This is a genomic window from Variovorax sp. GW823-FHT04B03 (assembly GCF_058796495.1).
In genome coordinates, this window is the sequence record NZ_JBXAIT010000002.1 from 670,124 (window position 1) to 684,826 (window position 14,703).

The 14,703-nt window shown below is 68.7% G+C and carries 18 protein-coding genes; 6 read left to right on the forward strand and 12 right to left on the reverse strand.

Going from position 1 to position 14,703, the window contains the following annotated elements; translation table 11 throughout:
* Positions 1–4: 4 nt before the first annotated feature.
* The 3 genes from AC1RAD_RS11900 to AC1RAD_RS11910 form a co-directional block, all read right to left on the reverse strand.
* Positions 5–436, reverse strand: coding sequence for a VOC family protein (locus AC1RAD_RS11900; RefSeq protein ID WP_492734922.1), 432 nt, complete (start codon positions 434–436; stop codon positions 5–7).
* Positions 437–516: 80 nt separating this feature from the next.
* Positions 517–1,998, reverse strand: a complete 1,482-nt coding sequence (locus tag AC1RAD_RS11905; RefSeq protein ID WP_492734924.1) for an ankyrin repeat domain-containing protein — start codon at positions 1,996–1,998, stop codon at positions 517–519.
* A gap of 59 nt (positions 1,999–2,057) precedes the next feature.
* Positions 2,058–2,567, reverse strand: coding sequence for a hypothetical protein (locus AC1RAD_RS11910; protein WP_492734926.1), 510 nt, complete (start codon positions 2,565–2,567; stop codon positions 2,058–2,060).
* A 123-nt stretch (positions 2,568–2,690) separates the two neighbouring features.
* Between AC1RAD_RS11910 and AC1RAD_RS11915 the strand changes: the two genes are divergently transcribed.
* Entirely contained in the window at positions 2,691–3,392 is a 702-nt protein-coding gene (locus AC1RAD_RS11915; protein WP_492734928.1) for a phytanoyl-CoA dioxygenase family protein, read from the forward strand.
* A gap of 152 nt (positions 3,393–3,544) precedes the next feature.
* Positions 3,545–3,931: a VOC family protein gene (locus tag AC1RAD_RS11920; RefSeq protein ID WP_095745770.1), complete on the forward strand. Its 387-nt coding sequence runs from the start codon at positions 3,545–3,547 to the stop codon at positions 3,929–3,931.
* A gap of 18 nt (positions 3,932–3,949) precedes the next feature.
* On the opposite strand, the gene AC1RAD_RS11925 is transcribed toward AC1RAD_RS11920, so the two are convergent.
* On the reverse strand, positions 3,950–4,666 hold the full coding sequence (locus AC1RAD_RS11925; RefSeq protein ID WP_492734930.1) for a winged helix-turn-helix transcriptional regulator: 717 nt from the start codon (positions 4,664–4,666) through the stop codon (positions 3,950–3,952).
* A 103-nt stretch (positions 4,667–4,769) separates the two neighbouring features.
* Here AC1RAD_RS11925 and AC1RAD_RS11930 point away from each other — a divergent pair, with 103 nt between their 5' ends.
* Complete coding sequence (locus AC1RAD_RS11930) at positions 4,770–6,191, forward strand: FAD-binding oxidoreductase (protein WP_492734932.1); 1,422 nt, start codon at positions 4,770–4,772, stop codon at positions 6,189–6,191.
* 63 nt (positions 6,192–6,254) lie between these two features.
* Here the strand turns inward: AC1RAD_RS11930 and AC1RAD_RS11935 are convergent, their stop codons facing one another.
* Both AC1RAD_RS11935 and AC1RAD_RS11940 read right to left on the reverse strand, forming a co-directional pair.
* Positions 6,255–6,566, reverse strand: coding sequence for a hypothetical protein (locus AC1RAD_RS11935; RefSeq protein ID WP_095947274.1), 312 nt, complete (start codon positions 6,564–6,566; stop codon positions 6,255–6,257).
* A 133-nt stretch (positions 6,567–6,699) separates the two neighbouring features.
* Complete coding sequence (locus AC1RAD_RS11940; RefSeq protein WP_492734934.1) at positions 6,700–7,593, reverse strand: LysR family transcriptional regulator; 894 nt, start codon at positions 7,591–7,593, stop codon at positions 6,700–6,702.
* Positions 7,594–7,681: 88 nt separating this feature from the next.
* Here AC1RAD_RS11940 and AC1RAD_RS11945 point away from each other — a divergent pair, with 88 nt between their 5' ends.
* Complete coding sequence (locus AC1RAD_RS11945; protein ID WP_492734936.1) at positions 7,682–8,500, forward strand: NAD(P)H-dependent oxidoreductase; 819 nt, start codon at positions 7,682–7,684, stop codon at positions 8,498–8,500.
* Between the two features lie 95 nt (positions 8,501–8,595).
* Complete coding sequence (locus tag AC1RAD_RS11950; RefSeq protein ID WP_062481469.1) at positions 8,596–8,985, forward strand: DUF427 domain-containing protein; 390 nt, start codon at positions 8,596–8,598, stop codon at positions 8,983–8,985.
* Between the two features lie 126 nt (positions 8,986–9,111).
* On the opposite strand, the gene AC1RAD_RS11955 is transcribed toward AC1RAD_RS11950, so the two are convergent.
* The 5 genes from AC1RAD_RS11955 to AC1RAD_RS11975 all read right to left on the reverse strand — a co-directional run bounded on the left by AC1RAD_RS11955 (position 9,112) and on the right by AC1RAD_RS11975 (position 12,276).
* On the reverse strand, positions 9,112–9,492 hold the full coding sequence (locus tag AC1RAD_RS11955) for a helicase SNF2 (RefSeq protein ID WP_095947133.1): 381 nt from the start codon (positions 9,490–9,492) through the stop codon (positions 9,112–9,114).
* 247 nt (positions 9,493–9,739) lie between these two features.
* Entirely contained in the window at positions 9,740–10,549 is an 810-nt protein-coding gene (locus AC1RAD_RS11960) for an APH(3'') family aminoglycoside O-phosphotransferase (protein WP_492734938.1), read from the reverse strand.
* Between the two features lie 3 nt (positions 10,550–10,552).
* Positions 10,553–10,888: an SMR family transporter gene (locus AC1RAD_RS11965; RefSeq protein ID WP_095947131.1), complete on the reverse strand. Its 336-nt coding sequence runs from the start codon at positions 10,886–10,888 to the stop codon at positions 10,553–10,555.
* A 114-nt stretch (positions 10,889–11,002) separates the two neighbouring features.
* On the reverse strand, positions 11,003–11,536 hold the full coding sequence (locus AC1RAD_RS11970) for a cupin domain-containing protein (RefSeq protein ID WP_159276347.1): 534 nt from the start codon (positions 11,534–11,536) through the stop codon (positions 11,003–11,005).
* Positions 11,533–12,276 (reverse strand): NAD-dependent epimerase/dehydratase family protein, encoded by a 744-nt coding sequence (locus AC1RAD_RS11975; protein WP_492734940.1) that lies wholly within the window; start codon positions 12,274–12,276, stop codon positions 11,533–11,535. Before AC1RAD_RS11975 ends, AC1RAD_RS11970 begins: the two co-directional genes overlap by 4 nt.
* Positions 12,277–12,372: 96 nt before the next feature.
* On the opposite strand from AC1RAD_RS11975, the gene pdxR reads away from it, so the two are divergent.
* On the forward strand, positions 12,373–13,794 hold the full coding sequence (gene pdxR / locus AC1RAD_RS11980; RefSeq protein ID WP_492734942.1) for a MocR-like pyridoxine biosynthesis transcription factor PdxR: 1,422 nt from the start codon (positions 12,373–12,375) through the stop codon (positions 13,792–13,794).
* Between the two features lie 3 nt (positions 13,795–13,797).
* Here pdxR and AC1RAD_RS11985 read toward each other — a convergent pair whose 3' ends face one another.
* Positions 13,798–14,610, reverse strand: a complete 813-nt coding sequence (locus AC1RAD_RS11985; RefSeq protein ID WP_492734944.1) for an ankyrin repeat domain-containing protein — start codon at positions 14,608–14,610, stop codon at positions 13,798–13,800.
* Positions 14,611–14,703 lie beyond the last annotated feature (93 nt).

The window sequence follows — 14,703 nt, forward strand, 5'->3', positions numbered from 1 at the left end:
CGGATCAGAACCTGATCCGCACCGAAGCCGCACTGCGATCGGCCTCGCCATGAAACACGGCCTCGATGTTGTTGCCGTCCGGGTCCAGCACGAACGCCGCGTAGTAGCCCGGGTGGTAGGCGCGCTCCCCTGGCAGACCGTTGTCCCGGCCTCCGTGCGCCAATGCGGCCTTGTAGAAGGCGTCCACCATGGCCCGGTCTTGCGCCTGGAATGCGATGTGGTGGCGCCCGGTGAGTTCGCCCTGCACTTCGTCGCTGTCGCGCGTCGACACGAACAGTTCGTCGGCCCAGAAGTTGCGCGCGTCGGAGCCGCCCATCGGGATCTTCAGCGCTTCGAAGACGGCGCTGTAGAAGGCCTTGCTGGCCGCCAGATCGCGAACGACCAGTCCGATGTGGTCGATCAGGCGGCCGCGATGCAGTTCTTTTTGCGTACTCATGAAGCGCTCCTGTCAGTGGAGATCGGAGTGGCGGAATCTACCAAAGCCAACCTCGGATATCGAGCGACAGGGTTTGCATCTCAGGGCCGACTCAGCTTCAGCAATTTCTTCCATGCGGCCAGCGACGCGCCATGCGATGGCGGGTGCGTCTGCAGCCATGCTTGCGCCGAGGCATGCGGCGCGTAGTGGCTTCGCAGCGCCGGATCGGCACCCGCGGCCACCAGCAGCCGCGCGATCTCGAGGTTGTCGCGCTCCACGGCGCGCATCAAGGCGTTGCCCGTCCAGAACCCCGCTTGCGGCAAGGCGCTTTCAGTGCCGGGCACGGGTGCGAACGGCAACCGGCCGACAGGCAGCGTGGCCTGCGGCAACGTCGGTGAACCTGCGTGCGGTGCGAGCGAAGCGTTGTCGCAAGGAGGCGGCAGCACATGGACAAGGCGAGGCAGCCCCGACGAGGTCTGTGGCTGCGGCACCAGTTCGCTGCGCAGCGGCGCGGGGGTCTGGTGGTTCACGTCGACGCCCAGGGCCAGCAAGGCGCGCACGGCCTCCACGTTGCCGGCATCGACCGCCGACGCCAACGGCGTCATGCGTCCGCAGGCGACGGTTTCGAGGGCGCGGTAGGCGGCCAACGCTTCGTGCGGCTTCTGCTGCAGGATCAGCAGGTAGACCCGTGCCTCGGCCGGTGCCCCCGCTTCGAGGGACGGCCATTGCGGCGGGTCCATGGCCCGGTGCAGCAGGCGGGCTGCCTGCAGATGCCCCTGCGTCGCCACTGCGCGCACGGCGCGCTCGGTCGCCGGCAGGCCCTGCGCCAGCAGCAGGCGAACGACCCTCGCATCGCCGCCCCTGGCCGCTGCATCGAGCGCGTTGTGCCCATCTGCATCGGTGCCCCGCACCGCATCCGGCGCCATGGCCGCTAGGAGCTGCCGGACGCTTTCGAGGCGGCCCTTCTCCGCCGCCACCGCCAGCGCCGACACGCCCTGCGCATCGCGCACATCCGGCCGCGCGCCGGCGGCCAGCAGCAGCCGCACGCGCGCAGGGTCATGCGCGTGCTCGATCAGCGGTGGGTTACTGGTCGCAGCATTGGGGTCCGCGCCCGCAGCCAGCAGCGCCTGGATGACCCAGGTCGTGGGCGCGAAGAACAACGGAAGACCGCCGTTGCGATCGGGCGTGTCGGGGTTCGCGCCCGCCTTCAGCAGCAGCGCCAGGGTCTGGCGGAAGTTGATGGCGTGCGTGTCGCTGATACCGCCGGAGCCCGCGAACTTGGCGGCGCGCAGCAGCGCGGTCTCGCCGTCGTTGGCATTGCGGTAGTTCACATCGGCATGGCGGCGCAGCAGGAACTTCACCATCTGCGCGTTGCCTTGCTGCGCGGCCTTCATCAGCGGCGAGTCGCCCACATTGAAACCGTAGCCCTGCACATCGTTGGCACCGAAGCCCTGTGCAAGAAATGCCTCGACCTCGCGCAGGCGACCGCGCTCCACGGCATCGAAGAACGCGATCTGCGCTTGCGCGGACGTCGTGTCGCGAGCGGGTTCGGCCTCGGCCGGGTACGCCAGCATGTGGAGCATGAGAGCTGATGCGAGGGCGATGCACCAATGAAAGGATGGGTTTCGTGTGAACACTGCGGTCAGGCCTCGCTGGCCTGTCGATCGATGCCCGCCACGAGGCCTAGCAGCCACAGGCGGTGATCGCTGAAGGTACTCAATCGCTCCTCGGCCTCTTCCCTCGCAGCCAGGTGCTGATCCAGATACCGGAACCCGACCCTCCGTGCGGCCTCGTGCAGGACGCTCTCGGGCACATCGTTTTCATACAGCGCGTCGAACCGGGTCAGCCAGAAGCCTTGCTCGGTCAACGCGATCCGGTCGAACGCGCGAGGATCTTCCACGCTGAACTCGACGAACTCCAGGCCATCCGGATGCGCGCGCAGGCCCGTCACCCGGCTGCCGCGATCCCACAGCGGAACCCATGGCGGCCCGTCGGGTGCGCGGGCACCGTGGTACGCAAGGAACGGCGGGCCCAGGCAGACCGTGCGGAACGCTTCGTGGAGGCACTCGCCCATCGCCAATTGCACCAAGGGCGCAGACGCCCCAAGTCGCTGCAGTGTCGCCATCCGCAAAGTCTCTGCCACCACCGTCATCCTGCGTCCTCCTTGATCTGCTTTGGGCCGATGTTAGCCATGCCCGCCCTGTGCAGCCGCTCTTGTATTCTTGCTTCCACGCCGCGCGACGTTCATTGGCGGACTGCGCGGCCGCTTCAAGCCATGACTCCCTCTCACACCGACTTCTTCACCGACAAAGGCTATGTGCGGTTGGAAGGCTTCCATCCGCAAAAGCAGATCGCGGGCCTGCGGCAGAAACTGCTCGACGAGATCAAACGCCTGAAAGCCTTGTCCGGTGGAAAGAGCCTGCCCGGCGCGCTGCAAAAACTCCCCGTCTTCCAGCAGATCGGCAAGCTGTCGGCGCTCCTCAAGGTGCCCGGCGTGCACGAAGCGCTGGTGACGCCGACGCTGATCGACTGCGTCACCCGCCTGGGCGGGTGCGCTCCAACCGCCATCCAGGACACGCAGCTGCTGCTGTCCCCGCCCCTTCAAGGCGCCTCGACCCTCACGGGCCTGAACTGGCACGTCGACGTCTCGACCCGACCGCAAGACCCGTTGCCGGGTATCCAGGCCTTCTTCCTGATCGACGACGTGGCGCCCGGCGGCGGCGCGACGCTGGCGTTGGCCGGGTCGCATCGCGTCGGCACGCCGGGGCGGGTTGCAGCTTCCGAGCTGCGGCAGCTTCTGAAGACGACCGGCGACCTGGCGCAAAGCCTTCACCCGCTGGGCATCGACCTCGTCGAGATGTCAGGACGCGCCGGTGACGTCTTCCTGATGGACCTGCGCCTCTTGCACACGCCCTCCGTCAACTCGACGAAGAACGTGCGGATGATGGCGACGACGCGCTGCTTCCTGAACACCTGAAGCGAGTTCACGAAGGGCCTCGCATCACCAAACAGGTTACCCACCGCACTGGCATCGCACCCGCCTCAGGCGTAAGCTGACCACCACCCGGCCAGCCATGGCCATGCCGCCAAGCGGCACCCGCTGCGCCGAACTGTGCGAAAGGACCCACCATGCTGTCCGACTCGTCTGTCACGACCATGCTCCCGGTGAAGGACATGGACCGCGCGCGTGCCTTCTACGAGGGCTGCCTGGGCCTGAAGGCGGGCGGCTTGCGGCCCGATGGCAAGTTCGTCTACACGGTGGGCGGCAGCACGCTCGCGCTGTTCCCCAAACCCGAAGGCACCAAGGCCGACCACACGGCGATCAGCTTCCAGGTGCCGGACATCGCCGCCAGCATCGACAAGCTCAAGCGCGCCGGCGTGGTGTTCGAGGACTACGACTTTCCCGACCTGAAGACGGTCGACCATGTCTGCGTACTCGGTTCGGAAAAGGCGGCCTGGTTCAAGGACACGGAAGGCAACTTCCTGTGCATCCACGAGGACCTTGCGCCGGCGTAGCTGGCTCGCCGTGAGCAGCTACGGCGCCAGAGATTGGCCGTCCGGCAACTTCCGTCCCGCGGCGCGCCGTGTCGAGGCGAACACGCTGGTGCCCAGCCACCGCCACAGGTCTTGCGCGTCGCACCTCGCCCCATCGACACGGATCTCGCGCGACTGAAGCGCCTGCTCAGGCGTGCGATCGCCCGTCCACACTTCGGTCAAGGCGCGCACGGAGGCATCCACCACGAGCGTCAGCTCACGCCCCGGGTCGTCGCGGCACAGATCGGCCACGCCGTCCTCCACCACGAGCCACCACGTGCGCTCGCGCGTCCGTGCGTCGCGAAGCTGGAAGTGGATGATCACGGGTCGGGGCGGGAACTCCTGAATGCACGCGAACCGGCGCATGTCCCACATGAGCAGGCCCGCATCCAGTTCATCGTCGCGCAGGCGGCTGCCGATCCACTGCGCACCCCAATGGCCCAGTGCCATGACGATGGGTCGAAGTTCCTCGCCGGCCTCGGTAAGGCTGTATTCCCACACCTTGCCGACGGTGCTGCGGCGCACGACACCGAACTCCTCGAGGCGATGAAGCCGCTGCGCCAGCAGGCTGGTGGACATTCGCGGCACGCCGCGATGCAGGTCGTTGAAGCGCTTGCTGCCGCACAGCAACTCGCGCACGACCAGCGGCGTCCATCGCTCGCACAACACCTCGGCCCCCCTGGCGACGGTGCAGAACTGACCGTAGGTGTTTTCCATCGCCTCGTCTCCAGAGCGGCAACGCTTCAGATTCTGGACTTGTTCGCTCGCCTGGTCACGCGCAAGCTGCCCCCGACTTCCTCATTCTTTTCGGAGACGACTCATGACGATCCAACTCACACGCATGGACGGCGGGACGGTGGACCTTTCGCCGGAGATCCTGCAGTCGTTCAAGGCCACGTTCAAAGGCCAGGTGCTGACCGCGGAAGACCCGGCCTACGAGGAGTCGCGCAAGGTCTGGAACGCGATGATCGATCGCCGCCCGGGCCTGGTGGCGCGCTGCACCGGCACGGTCGATGTCGTGCAGGCCGTCCGGTTCGCGCGCCAGCACGGGCTTCTGAGTTCCGTGCGCGGCGGCGGCCACAACATCGCAGGGCTCGCGGTCTGCGAGGGCGGCCTCATGATCGACATGTCGCCGCTCAGAGGTGTCTGGGTCGATCCAGCGCGCCGCACGGCGCGCGCACAAGCGGGCTGCACGCTGGGCGACGTCGACCGCGAGACACAGCTGCACGGGCTCGCCGCCGTGCTCGGTTTTGTGTCTGCCACCGGGATTGCAGGCCTCACCGTGGGCGGCGGATTCGGCTACCTCACGCGTCGCCACGGCTGGACCTGCGACAACGTGGTCTCGATGGAGGTCGTGACGGCCGGCGGCGAGGTCCTGCGTGCGTCTGCGGACGAGAACGAGGACCTGTTCTGGGCGCTGCGTGGCGGCAGCGGCAACTTCGGAATCGTCACCTCCTTCGAGTACCGGCTCTTTCCCGTCGGCCCCGAAATCCTGGGCGGTGCGATCGCATGGAGCGGCGACGACGCCCGGCAGGTTCTCGACGCCTACCGTGCGTTCAGCGCAGAGGCCCCGCGCGAACTGACCAGCGTGGCCGTTCTGCGGATCGCGCCGCCGGCGCCCTGGCTCCCGAAGGAGGTGCACGGCAAGCCGATCGTGGCCATCTTCGTCTGCTACACCGGCAAGGTCGAAGAGGGAGAAGCATTGATCGCACCGCTGCGCGGGCTTGGCCGGCCAGTGGCCGACATCGTGACGCGCCGGCCCTACACGCAGATGCAGAGCCTGCTCGACGCCACGCAGCCCAAGGGACGGCGCTACTACTGGAAGTCGCACTACCTGCCAGGCATCGATCAGCGGACCATCGACCTCGCCGTGACGCATGCGGGCCGGATTCAGTCGCCCCATTCGGCCATCCTCCTGTTCCAGATACAGGGTGCGCTGGGCGAGCTGCCTGCCGGGCATTCGCCGGCGGGCAACCGGGACGCGGCCTATGTGCTGAACATCGCGGGCTCCTGGGAGAAGCCGGGCGACGACGACATCCACATCCAGTGGGCGCGGGACTGCTTCGAAGCGACGCGCGCCTGCTCGACAGGCGGGGCCTACATCAACTTCCTGACGGAGGAAGAGGGTCAGGACCGCATCGAAGCCGCGTACGGCCGGGCCAACCTGGACAAACTCGCGGCACTCAAGCGCAGGTACGACCCCGAGAACTTCTTCCGTCACACAAAGAGCGTCTCCGGCTGAACCGATCGTCGGCGACTTATTGACGGCCCTTCACAGCTGCATCCAGCGCAGGCGCCCGGTGACCTAGTCCCACGCAGGAAGCTGCAGCAAGGCATCCGTGGGACGGTCCAGGATGTCGACGCCGGCGAAAGCGGTCCCGCCCGGCAAGAGCCGGGCGTCGCAAATGACTTCCCAGCCGTGGTTTTCCGTGCGCCGGGCCAGGCACACCTCCTCGCCGGCCGCAAGGAGCTTGACGCATTCGCCGACGCTGACTCGCTGTGCCGTGCCAAGGGCAAATTCCGTCGAACCGAACTCCTTCTCCACGACCGGGTGAATGGCGACGAGGTCCACCTTTCCGTCCTTGAAGTGAACAGCGGTAATTGCGTGCTGGGCCATCTTCGACCTCCATTCGTGCAGAGAGAGCCCCGACAGGCCCACGCTTCGACTGTACGCCCGCAGCGGCAAGCTCTGCGTCGTCGTGGCGAAAAGCCGATGCCGGCAAAGGGGGCGACTGGCTCGCCAGCCGGCGCTACAAGCTGCGGGCGATCTGCTCGCGCAGCCACCGATGCCCCGGGTCGCGATGCCGGCGCTCGTGCCACAGCATCGCCATCTCGTAGCCCGGCACCTCCAGCGGCGCCTCCACCACGCGCAGCCCTGGCGCGCCGCGCGCCAGGCGCTCGGGCAGCATGGCGACCATGTCGGTGCTGGCCAGCACCGACATCATGAAAAGAAAGTGCGGCACCGACAGCGCCACGCGCCGCGTGAGGCCCTGCGCCGCCAGTGCCTCGTCGGTGGGGCCGGCAAAGCCGCCGCCGCTGAGCGACACCACCACATGCTCCAGCGCGCAGAACTGCGCGAGCGTGGGCCGGCGCTTCAGGCGCGGGTGCTCTGCCCGTCCGGCCAGCACGTAGCGCTCGTGGAACAGCACGCGCCGGTGCAGGCCCGGCGGCGCGCCCACGCTGGTGTGGAAGAACAGGTCGATCTCCGCCTGCTCGAGCTGACGCGCCATGCGCGTAGGCACGGCCTCGACCACGGCCAGCCGGGTGTGGGGCGCGGCCGCGCGCAGGCCGGCCAGCGCGGGCAGCAGGATGGCCGACTCGGCGTAGTCGGCCGCGGCCACGCGCCAGGTGGTGGTCGCCTTGGCCGGGTCGAAGGGCTGGCTGGGCGCCACCGCGCGGCCCAGCGATGCGAGGGCTTCGCGCAGCGGCTCGCGCAGTTCGTCGGCGCGCGCGGTGGGCCGCATGCCGCGCTGCGCGGGCACGAGCAGCGGGTCGTCGAAGAGCTCGCGCAGCTTGGCGAGCTGCACGCTCACCGAGGGCTGCGAGAGGTTCAGGCGCTCGGCCGCGCGGGTCACGTTGCGCTCGGCCAGCAGGGTGTCGAGCGTGACCAGCAGGTTGAGGTCGATGCGGCTGAAATTGTTCATGGCGATACCTGGCATTCAAACTATTCATTTCCAATATAGCTTGGCAATCCCTAACCTGAGGGCATCTTCACTCGAACCCTTTGACACCGTGAACATCCTGCTGGTTATTGCCCATCCAGAAGCCGCCTCGCTGAACGGCTCGCTCCATCGCTTCATGGTCGAACGCCTCACGAGCGCCGGCCATTCCGTGCGCGTGTCCGACCTGTACGCGATGCGCTGGAAGCCCGCGCTCGACGCCGACGACTTTCCCGCGCGCGACACCGCCGCGCCCTTCGACCCCGTGCTCGACTCGCTGCGCGCCTTCGAGGGCGGCACGCAGACCGCCGACATCGCCGCCGAGCAGGAGAAGCTGCTGTTGGCCGACGCGGTGATCCTGCAGTTCCCGCTGTGGTGGTACTCGATGCCCGCCATCCTCAAGGGTTGGATCGAGCGCATCTACGCCTACGGCTTTGCCTACGGCGTGGGCGAACATTCCGATACACACTGGGGCGACCGTTTCGGCGAAGGCACGCTGGCCGGCAAGCGCGCGATGCTGGTGGTGACGACCGGCGGCTGGGCCTCGCACTACGCCCCGCGCGGCATCAACGGGCCGATGGACGACCTGCTGTTTCCCATTCACCACGGCATCCTCTACTACCCCGGCTTCGACGTGCTGCCGCCCTTCGTGGTGCACCGCACGGGCAAGGTCGATGCCGCAGCCTATGCGCGCATCACCGGCGAGCTGGGCGAGCGGCTCGACACGCTGTGGACCACCGACCCGATCGCGTTCCGCCCGCAGAACGGCGGCGACTACGAAATTCCGGCGCTCACGCTGCGCGAACACATCGCGCCGGGCCGCGCGGGCTTCGGTGTGCACCGCAAAAACAGCGAATCTGAAACTTTGGTTTTCGAGCCCGGCCGCCTTTAACCACGCCGGGAACAGGTGGATTCGCGGGAGACTTCAAATCGTCGCGACAACGCAGCAAGATGCGCATCCGCCGATTCGTCCGAAGGAGCTTGTCCATGTTCGCTACGCCAGAACGCACCGTCAAGATTCCGGGCCCCGACCATGCGATCACCATCACGCCGAATCCGTTGCGCGTGGTGGTGTCGGTGGGAGGCCATGTCATTGCCAGCTCGCGCGAGGCGCTGACCTTGCGCGAATCGCATTTCGGCACGGTGCATTACCTTCCGCGCAAGGACGTGCGCATGTCGCTGCTGGAGCGCACCACGCATGCGACCTATTGCCCGTACAAGGGCGAGTGCGCCTACTACAGCATTCCAGCCGGCGGCGAGCGCTCGGTGAATGCCGTGTGGACCTACGAGTCACCCTATGAATCGGTCGCGCCGATCAAGGACTACGTGGCCTTCTATCCGGACCGCGTGGGCACGATCGAAGAACGCTGCTTCTGACGACCGCCCCACTCCGTTCGTGAAAAAACCGGCCCTTGCTTTCGCAAGGCCGGTTTTTCTTTCCCTGGCCCGCCGACACCCGCCCCGTAGGGCCGAGTGCGCGCGCCTGCCTGTCAGACCGATCGATTACAGCGGCAGTGCTTCGCCGCGTGCGGCGGCACGGGCCTCGGCGCGCACGCTGGCGCGGTCCAGGCCGCTGGCCAGCACCGGGGCCACGCGGGAGGTCACGGCCTCGCTGTAGGGGTTCTCGCTGCGAGCGGCCACCACGGCCTGGGCGCGGACGGCGTCGCGGCTCACGGTCGACACGAACACCTGGGCGGGGCCTGCCTCGGCGCCGGTGGCATAGGGGTCGGCGCTGTGCGCGGCCACGACGGCTTGTGCGGCGACGTCGGCGCGGCTGGCGGCCGAGGTCAGGCGATGCACGCCTTCGTAGGTTTCAGCGTGGGCGGCACCGGCGACGGCCATCAGGGCAACAGCAACGGCGGAGAGGATCTTCGAGGCGTTCATGGCGGTTTCCTTCTTCAATTCAGTTCAGTAGTACAAGTGTTGGCTTGGATGGTTTGAACCGGTCTGGGGTGGGTCACCGTCCCTCTTCTTGAAGGGCGGCCAACTCGCTCGGGGCCTGTTCATCCGGACCGGCTTTTGGGGGCCGGTCCGTGAGATGAATTGTGCGGCGTGATCTAGGTAAAAACCCGCAGCAAAAAGAACCACGGCGTTCCCGAAAAGGAAACAATGCGGCGCGCCGGCGCGGCCATCAGCCCCAGGTCAGCGGGTCGAGCCGAAGATAGAAATCGAGCCGGCCGTCGTCGGGCGCGTCGATGCCCAACTGCGCGAACAGCAAGGCATGCGCGGCGCGCGCGTCGGCCGCATCGCGCCAGCTCTCGCGCGCATTGCCCAGCAGCAGCGACAGGTCGACATACCGATCCGCCGTGCCGAGCCGCCCCACGTCGATGAGGCCGGTGCATTGCAACGTCTGCGGGTCGACCAGGAAGTTCGGCAGGCAGGCATCGCCGTGGCACACCACGAGGTCTTGCGCTTCCTGTGCCAGCCGGTGCGGCAGGTCGGCGTGCAGCCGCGCCAGCAGCAATGGTGGGGGAACATCCTGCTGGTCGGGGTCGAGAAACTCCGGGTTCACCGCGCCGCGCGCGACGACATCGGCGGCGCGGTCGAACATGGCCGACAGCGGGCGCGCAAACGGGCACTCGCCCGCCGGAATCTCGTGCAGCGCGCGCAGGCGCCGCGCCATCGACGGCCAGGCACGCAGCAGATCCGCCGCCGGCAGGTCGCTGGCCGGCACGCCCGGCACCGCGGCCGTGAGCAGGCAGGCGCCCTCGGGCGTCGCGCGCCAGTCGAGCACGCGCGCGGAGCCGACGTTGTACGGCGCGAGCCATTCGGTGCGGCGGCGCTCCTCGTCGAGCTGCGCGACGCCCGCACCGAGCGACACCTTCGCGAAGGCCGCGCCGTCGCTGCGGCGGAACACCGCATCGCCCGACTCGCCCTCGCTGGCCGGCGTCCACGTCGTGCCGGCGGGCAAGCGGGGCAACAGCTGTTCGATCGTGCCCATGCCTCAGTGCCCCACCGACTTCGAGAACACGTTGACCACCACCACGCCCGCGATGATCAGCCCCAGCCCGACGATGGCCGGTGCATCGAGCGTCTGGCCGAACCAGAGCCAGCTCACGACCGAGATCAGCACGATGCCAACGCCCGACCAGATCGCATAGGCGATGCCGGTGGGCAGCACGCGCAGCGCGAGCGAGAGAAAGTAGAACGACACCGCGTAGCCCACCACCGTGGCAACGCTGGGCCAGAGCCTGGTGAAGCTGTCCGAGGCCTTGAGGAAGCTGGTCGCGAGCACTTCGACGACGATCGCGACAGCGAGGTATGCATAGGTCAGGGTCATCGCCGGACTCTAATCGCGCGCGCTCTGCGCCGCCTCGGTGGCCTTGCGCGATCCGGGGCCGAAGGCGCGTGCGTTTGACGCTCTCTCAAAGCTGTGCGCACAGCACCGGAAGCTTCAGGGCGGCAGCAGCAACGGTCCGCAGTTGCTGTCGGTGACGAACACCGCCATGAGCTTCGCGGGCTTCACCGGGTCGGGGTTCTCCGCGAACATGTGCAGCGTGTTCGGCGGCTCGAAGAAGGTCTCGCCGCTCTTGAAGGTGCCCACCGGGCCGCCGCCCAGCTGCGAGCGGATGGTGCCTTCGACAATGATCGCGGTCACCGAGCCCGGGTGGCGGTGCGCGGGCGAATAGGCCAGCGGTGGAAAGTCGACCAGCACCGTCGTCACCGACTTGCCGGGCACATGCGGCAGTGCCTCGCACGACAGCACCTTGACCTGCGTGGCCGGCCGCGCCGTCGCCTCCGAGCCTGCGGGCACGGGCGCAGACGCGAACATCGGCCGCGCCACCGAACTGCACACGTCGGCGAACCACTGCACGGCCTCCTGCTGGCCGGTGCGCGGCATCAGCGCCCAGCCGGCGGCGAGCACCAGCGACAGCCCCGCGAGGCCCGCGCCGATGGAGGGCGTGCGATGCCAGCGTGCGGCCTTCATGACACGACCTCCTGCGACAACCGCAGCGCCGCATGCCACCCCAGTTCGCGCTTTGCCTTCTCGCTGCTGACCTCGGCGCTGTCCTCCGCGATGTTGAAGATGCCGCCGCGCGCACGCCGCATCGCGAGCAGCGCCGCCCAGGCCGCGGCCTCGACATGCACCGGGCTCGCGCCCTTCGGTGCCGCGTTCGATGTGCCCGGCCCATGCAACTGCCCATAGCGCAGCACCGTGCCCGTGAGGCCGACGGCACCCAGCACGCTGCGCTCCAGCGCCGCCACGCCGTCGATGCTGATGCGGCGACCGCCTTCGGCCCCGAGGTCGAGCAGGTCGTCCTCGGTGTGCGGCGTCGGCCCGGGCGCATAGGCCCAGGCGATGCTCTGCGCAATCAACTGCGTCGCACCGGCCGCCAGCGCCGCCGCGACGAGGTGCCGTGTGCCCTCGATGCGCACGCGCGCATTGCGGACCACCGCCTCGGCCATCAGCGCCGGGTCCAGGTCCCGGGGCAGATCGGTGAGCTGATGGATGACCACCGTGGGCGCGATGCGCACCAGCGCGTCGTGCAAGGCCTGCGCGTCGAACACGTCGACGACGACCGGCGTGGCGCCGCGTGCTTCCAGCGCCGCAACGCGATCGGCACGGCGGGTGCCCCCGTACACCGCGTGGCCGGCCTCGACCAGCAGCGGGATCAGCGCCGAGCCCACGGCCCCGGTCGCGCCCGCCACGAATACCTTTTCGCCCATTGCGTGTCCTTCTTTCCTGCTGGCTGTTCGAAGCCATGAGCTTAGGATCGGAATGCACCAGACGAAAGAACCAAGAATTCTCAAAATGACTGGGCCATGATCGAACCACCAGACAACGCCCTCCCCGGCATCGACCGCTCGACCGCGACCCCGCTGCATCGCCAGGTCTACGAGCGCTTTCGCACGGCCATCGAACACGGCGTGCTTCGCCCCGGCGACCGCGTGGCCTCGGCGCGCAGCCTGGCCAGCGAGCTGGGCGTGGCGCGCGGCACAGTGGAAGCGGCCTACAGCCAGCTCGCGGGCGAAGGTTATTTCTGCGCGCAGGGACAGGCGGGCACGGTGGTGTCGCCGTCGCTGCCGGTGCAGCGGCCGGTGCGCGCCGGTTCACGCCCCGTTGCAGATGCGCCAGCACTGGCCGGGCCCGCCGCCCCGCCACCGCTGCAACTGGGCATCCCCGCGCTCGACGCCTTTCCGCGCAAGCTCTGGGCGCGGCTGATGGCCCGCCGTGCGCGCGCCATGGGCGCGGCCGACCTGTTCTACGGTGACCCGGCAGGCCATGCGCCACTGCGCGAGGCCATCGCGGCCTACCTGCGGGTGTCGCGTGGCGTGGCCTGCCAGCCGGCGCAGGTCTTCGTCACTGGCGGCTACCGCGCGTCGCTGGCGCTGGTGGCGCGCACGCTGCTCGCCCGGGACGACCGCGTGTGGATCGAAGACCCGGGGTACGCGCCCACGCGCGACGTGCTGCACAGCGCCGGCCACCGCGTCGTGCCCGTGCCGGTGGACGACGAAGGCCTGGTGGTCGCGCGCGGCGTGCGCCGCTCGCCGAAGGCGCGCATGGCGGTCGTCACGCCCTCGCACCAGGCGCCGCTGGGGGTGTCGATGTCGCTGGCGCGCCGGCTGCAGCTGCTCGGCTGGGCCTCGCGCGCCAAGGCCTGGATCGTCGAGGACGACTACGACGGCGAGTACCGCTATGCCGGCGCGCCGCTGCCCGCGCTCAAGAGCCTCGACGGACACGACCGCGTGCTGTACGCGGGCAGCTTCTCGAAGGTGCTCTACCCGGGCCTCGCGCTGGGCTACCTGGTGGTGCCCGAATCGCTGCGCGAACGCTTCGAGGACGCGGCGCGCATCGCGTCCAACGGCTGCCCGCAGATCACGCAGGCCACGGTGGCCGACTTCATGCGCGACGGCCATTTCTCGCGCCACCTGAAGAAGATGCGCCTGCTCTACGCGCGCCGCCGCGCCCTGCTGGTCGAGGCCTTGCAGAAGGCCTTCGGCGACGGCGTGCGCATCGACCTGCAAGCCGGCGGCATGCACCTGATCGCGCGCTTCGAAAGGCACCGCGACAGCGACGTGGTGCTGGCCCGCCGCGCGCAGGCGGCCGGCCTGAACTGCCAGCCACTGTCGGCCCGGGGCACCACGGCCGTTGAAAGCCAGGGGCTGCTGATGGGCTTCACCAACGTCGCCTCGCCCACCCAGGCGCGCCAGCTCGCGACCCGGCTGCGCGCGGCGTTGGGCTGAGGCTCAGGCGCGCAGATCGACTTCGGGCCGCATCGACGACGCGCCGTTCCAGCGCACCTCGAAGCCCGCGTCGCGAAACTGGCCGACCACCAGTTCGCCGACGCGCTGCATGTCGGCATCGCCGCCCTCGGGCGCGCCCCAGAACGCGAGCGAGAGCTGGCTGGTGCGCTTGGCGCGGTTCTGGTCCTGCCGCGTGTAGAAGCAGAAGCCGTGCACGCCGGCCTTCTTGCCGCCGCGTTCGCGGAACGCTTCGGAGCAATCGGAGAAGCCGTCGGACTGCGTGTCGCCCGCGTCCTGCAGCGCGACCAGGCCCGCCTGCGTCAGCGCGGCGAACACCTCGGCGATGCGTGCCTCGGCGGCGCGCCACTGCGCGGCGCTCATCTTCACCGGGTCGGGCTCGGGCGGTGGCGGCTCGGGCAGCGCGTGGCCGGTGATGCGCGACAGCAGCTGCGCAACCTCTTCCTCCATCGCGTTCTCCGTGATGTGGTTGCCGTGGCTGTCGCGCACGTCGGGGTTGGCGCCCGCGTCGATGAGCAGTTGCACCGGCGCCGTGGTCGGCGAGAACTCGGCCGCGAGGTACAGCGCGGTGCGGCCGCCGGTGCCGGTGTATTCGAGCGGGCTGCCGGCCTCGAGCAGCAGTTGCAGCACGGCGAGGATCGGTTCGAGCTCGGCTTCGTTCGTACCCGCCGCGGCACATTGCAACGCGGTGAAGCCCTGCTTGTTCACGGCGGCCATGTCGGCACCGGCCGCGATGCAGGCACGCACCGTGTCGACATCGGCTTCGCCCGCCGCGTCGAAGATCTTCTTCGGATTCATGGCATCTCCCTGTTGGTTTTTGGATTCTGCCGCAGGCGCCTGGCACTTCACAGACCGCGCGAACCTCGCTACATTCGACGCCTCGATCAACAA

Excerpts from the sequence above, each read along its gene's own strand:
- AC1RAD_RS11900 (WP_492734922.1), bottom strand. The coding sequence starts at position 436 with ATGAGTACGCAAAAAGAACTGCATCGCGGCCGCCTGATCGACCACATC.
- AC1RAD_RS11905 (WP_492734924.1), bottom strand. The coding sequence starts at position 1,998 with ATGCTCCACATGCTGGCGTACCCGGCCGAGGCCGAACCCGCTCGCGAC.
- AC1RAD_RS11910 (WP_492734926.1), bottom strand. The coding sequence starts at position 2,567 with ATGACGGTGGTGGCAGAGACTTTGCGGATGGCGACACTGCAGCGACTT.
- AC1RAD_RS11915 (WP_492734928.1), top strand. The coding sequence starts at position 2,691 with ATGACTCCCTCTCACACCGACTTCTTCACCGACAAAGGCTATGTGCGG.
- AC1RAD_RS11920 (WP_095745770.1), top strand. The coding sequence starts at position 3,545 with ATGCTGTCCGACTCGTCTGTCACGACCATGCTCCCGGTGAAGGACATG.
- AC1RAD_RS11925 (WP_492734930.1), bottom strand. The coding sequence starts at position 4,666 with ATGGAAAACACCTACGGTCAGTTCTGCACCGTCGCCAGGGGGGCCGAG.
- AC1RAD_RS11930 (WP_492734932.1), top strand. The coding sequence starts at position 4,770 with ATGACGATCCAACTCACACGCATGGACGGCGGGACGGTGGACCTTTCG.
- AC1RAD_RS11935 (WP_095947274.1), bottom strand. The coding sequence starts at position 6,566 with ATGGCCCAGCACGCAATTACCGCTGTTCACTTCAAGGACGGAAAGGTG.
- AC1RAD_RS11940 (WP_492734934.1), bottom strand. The coding sequence starts at position 7,593 with ATGAACAATTTCAGCCGCATCGACCTCAACCTGCTGGTCACGCTCGAC.
- AC1RAD_RS11950 (WP_062481469.1), top strand. The coding sequence starts at position 8,596 with ATGTTCGCTACGCCAGAACGCACCGTCAAGATTCCGGGCCCCGACCAT.
- AC1RAD_RS11955 (WP_095947133.1), bottom strand. The coding sequence starts at position 9,492 with ATGAACGCCTCGAAGATCCTCTCCGCCGTTGCTGTTGCCCTGATGGCC.
- AC1RAD_RS11960 (WP_492734938.1), bottom strand. The coding sequence starts at position 10,549 with ATGGGCACGATCGAACAGCTGTTGCCCCGCTTGCCCGCCGGCACGACG.
- AC1RAD_RS11965 (WP_095947131.1), bottom strand. The coding sequence starts at position 10,888 with ATGACCCTGACCTATGCATACCTCGCTGTCGCGATCGTCGTCGAAGTG.
- AC1RAD_RS11970 (WP_159276347.1), bottom strand. The coding sequence starts at position 11,536 with ATGAAGGCCGCACGCTGGCATCGCACGCCCTCCATCGGCGCGGGCCTC.
- AC1RAD_RS11975 (WP_492734940.1), bottom strand. The coding sequence starts at position 12,276 with ATGGGCGAAAAGGTATTCGTGGCGGGCGCGACCGGGGCCGTGGGCTCG.
- pdxR (WP_492734942.1), top strand. The coding sequence starts at position 12,373 with ATGATCGAACCACCAGACAACGCCCTCCCCGGCATCGACCGCTCGACC.
- AC1RAD_RS11985 (WP_492734944.1), bottom strand. The coding sequence starts at position 14,610 with ATGAATCCGAAGAAGATCTTCGACGCGGCGGGCGAAGCCGATGTCGAC.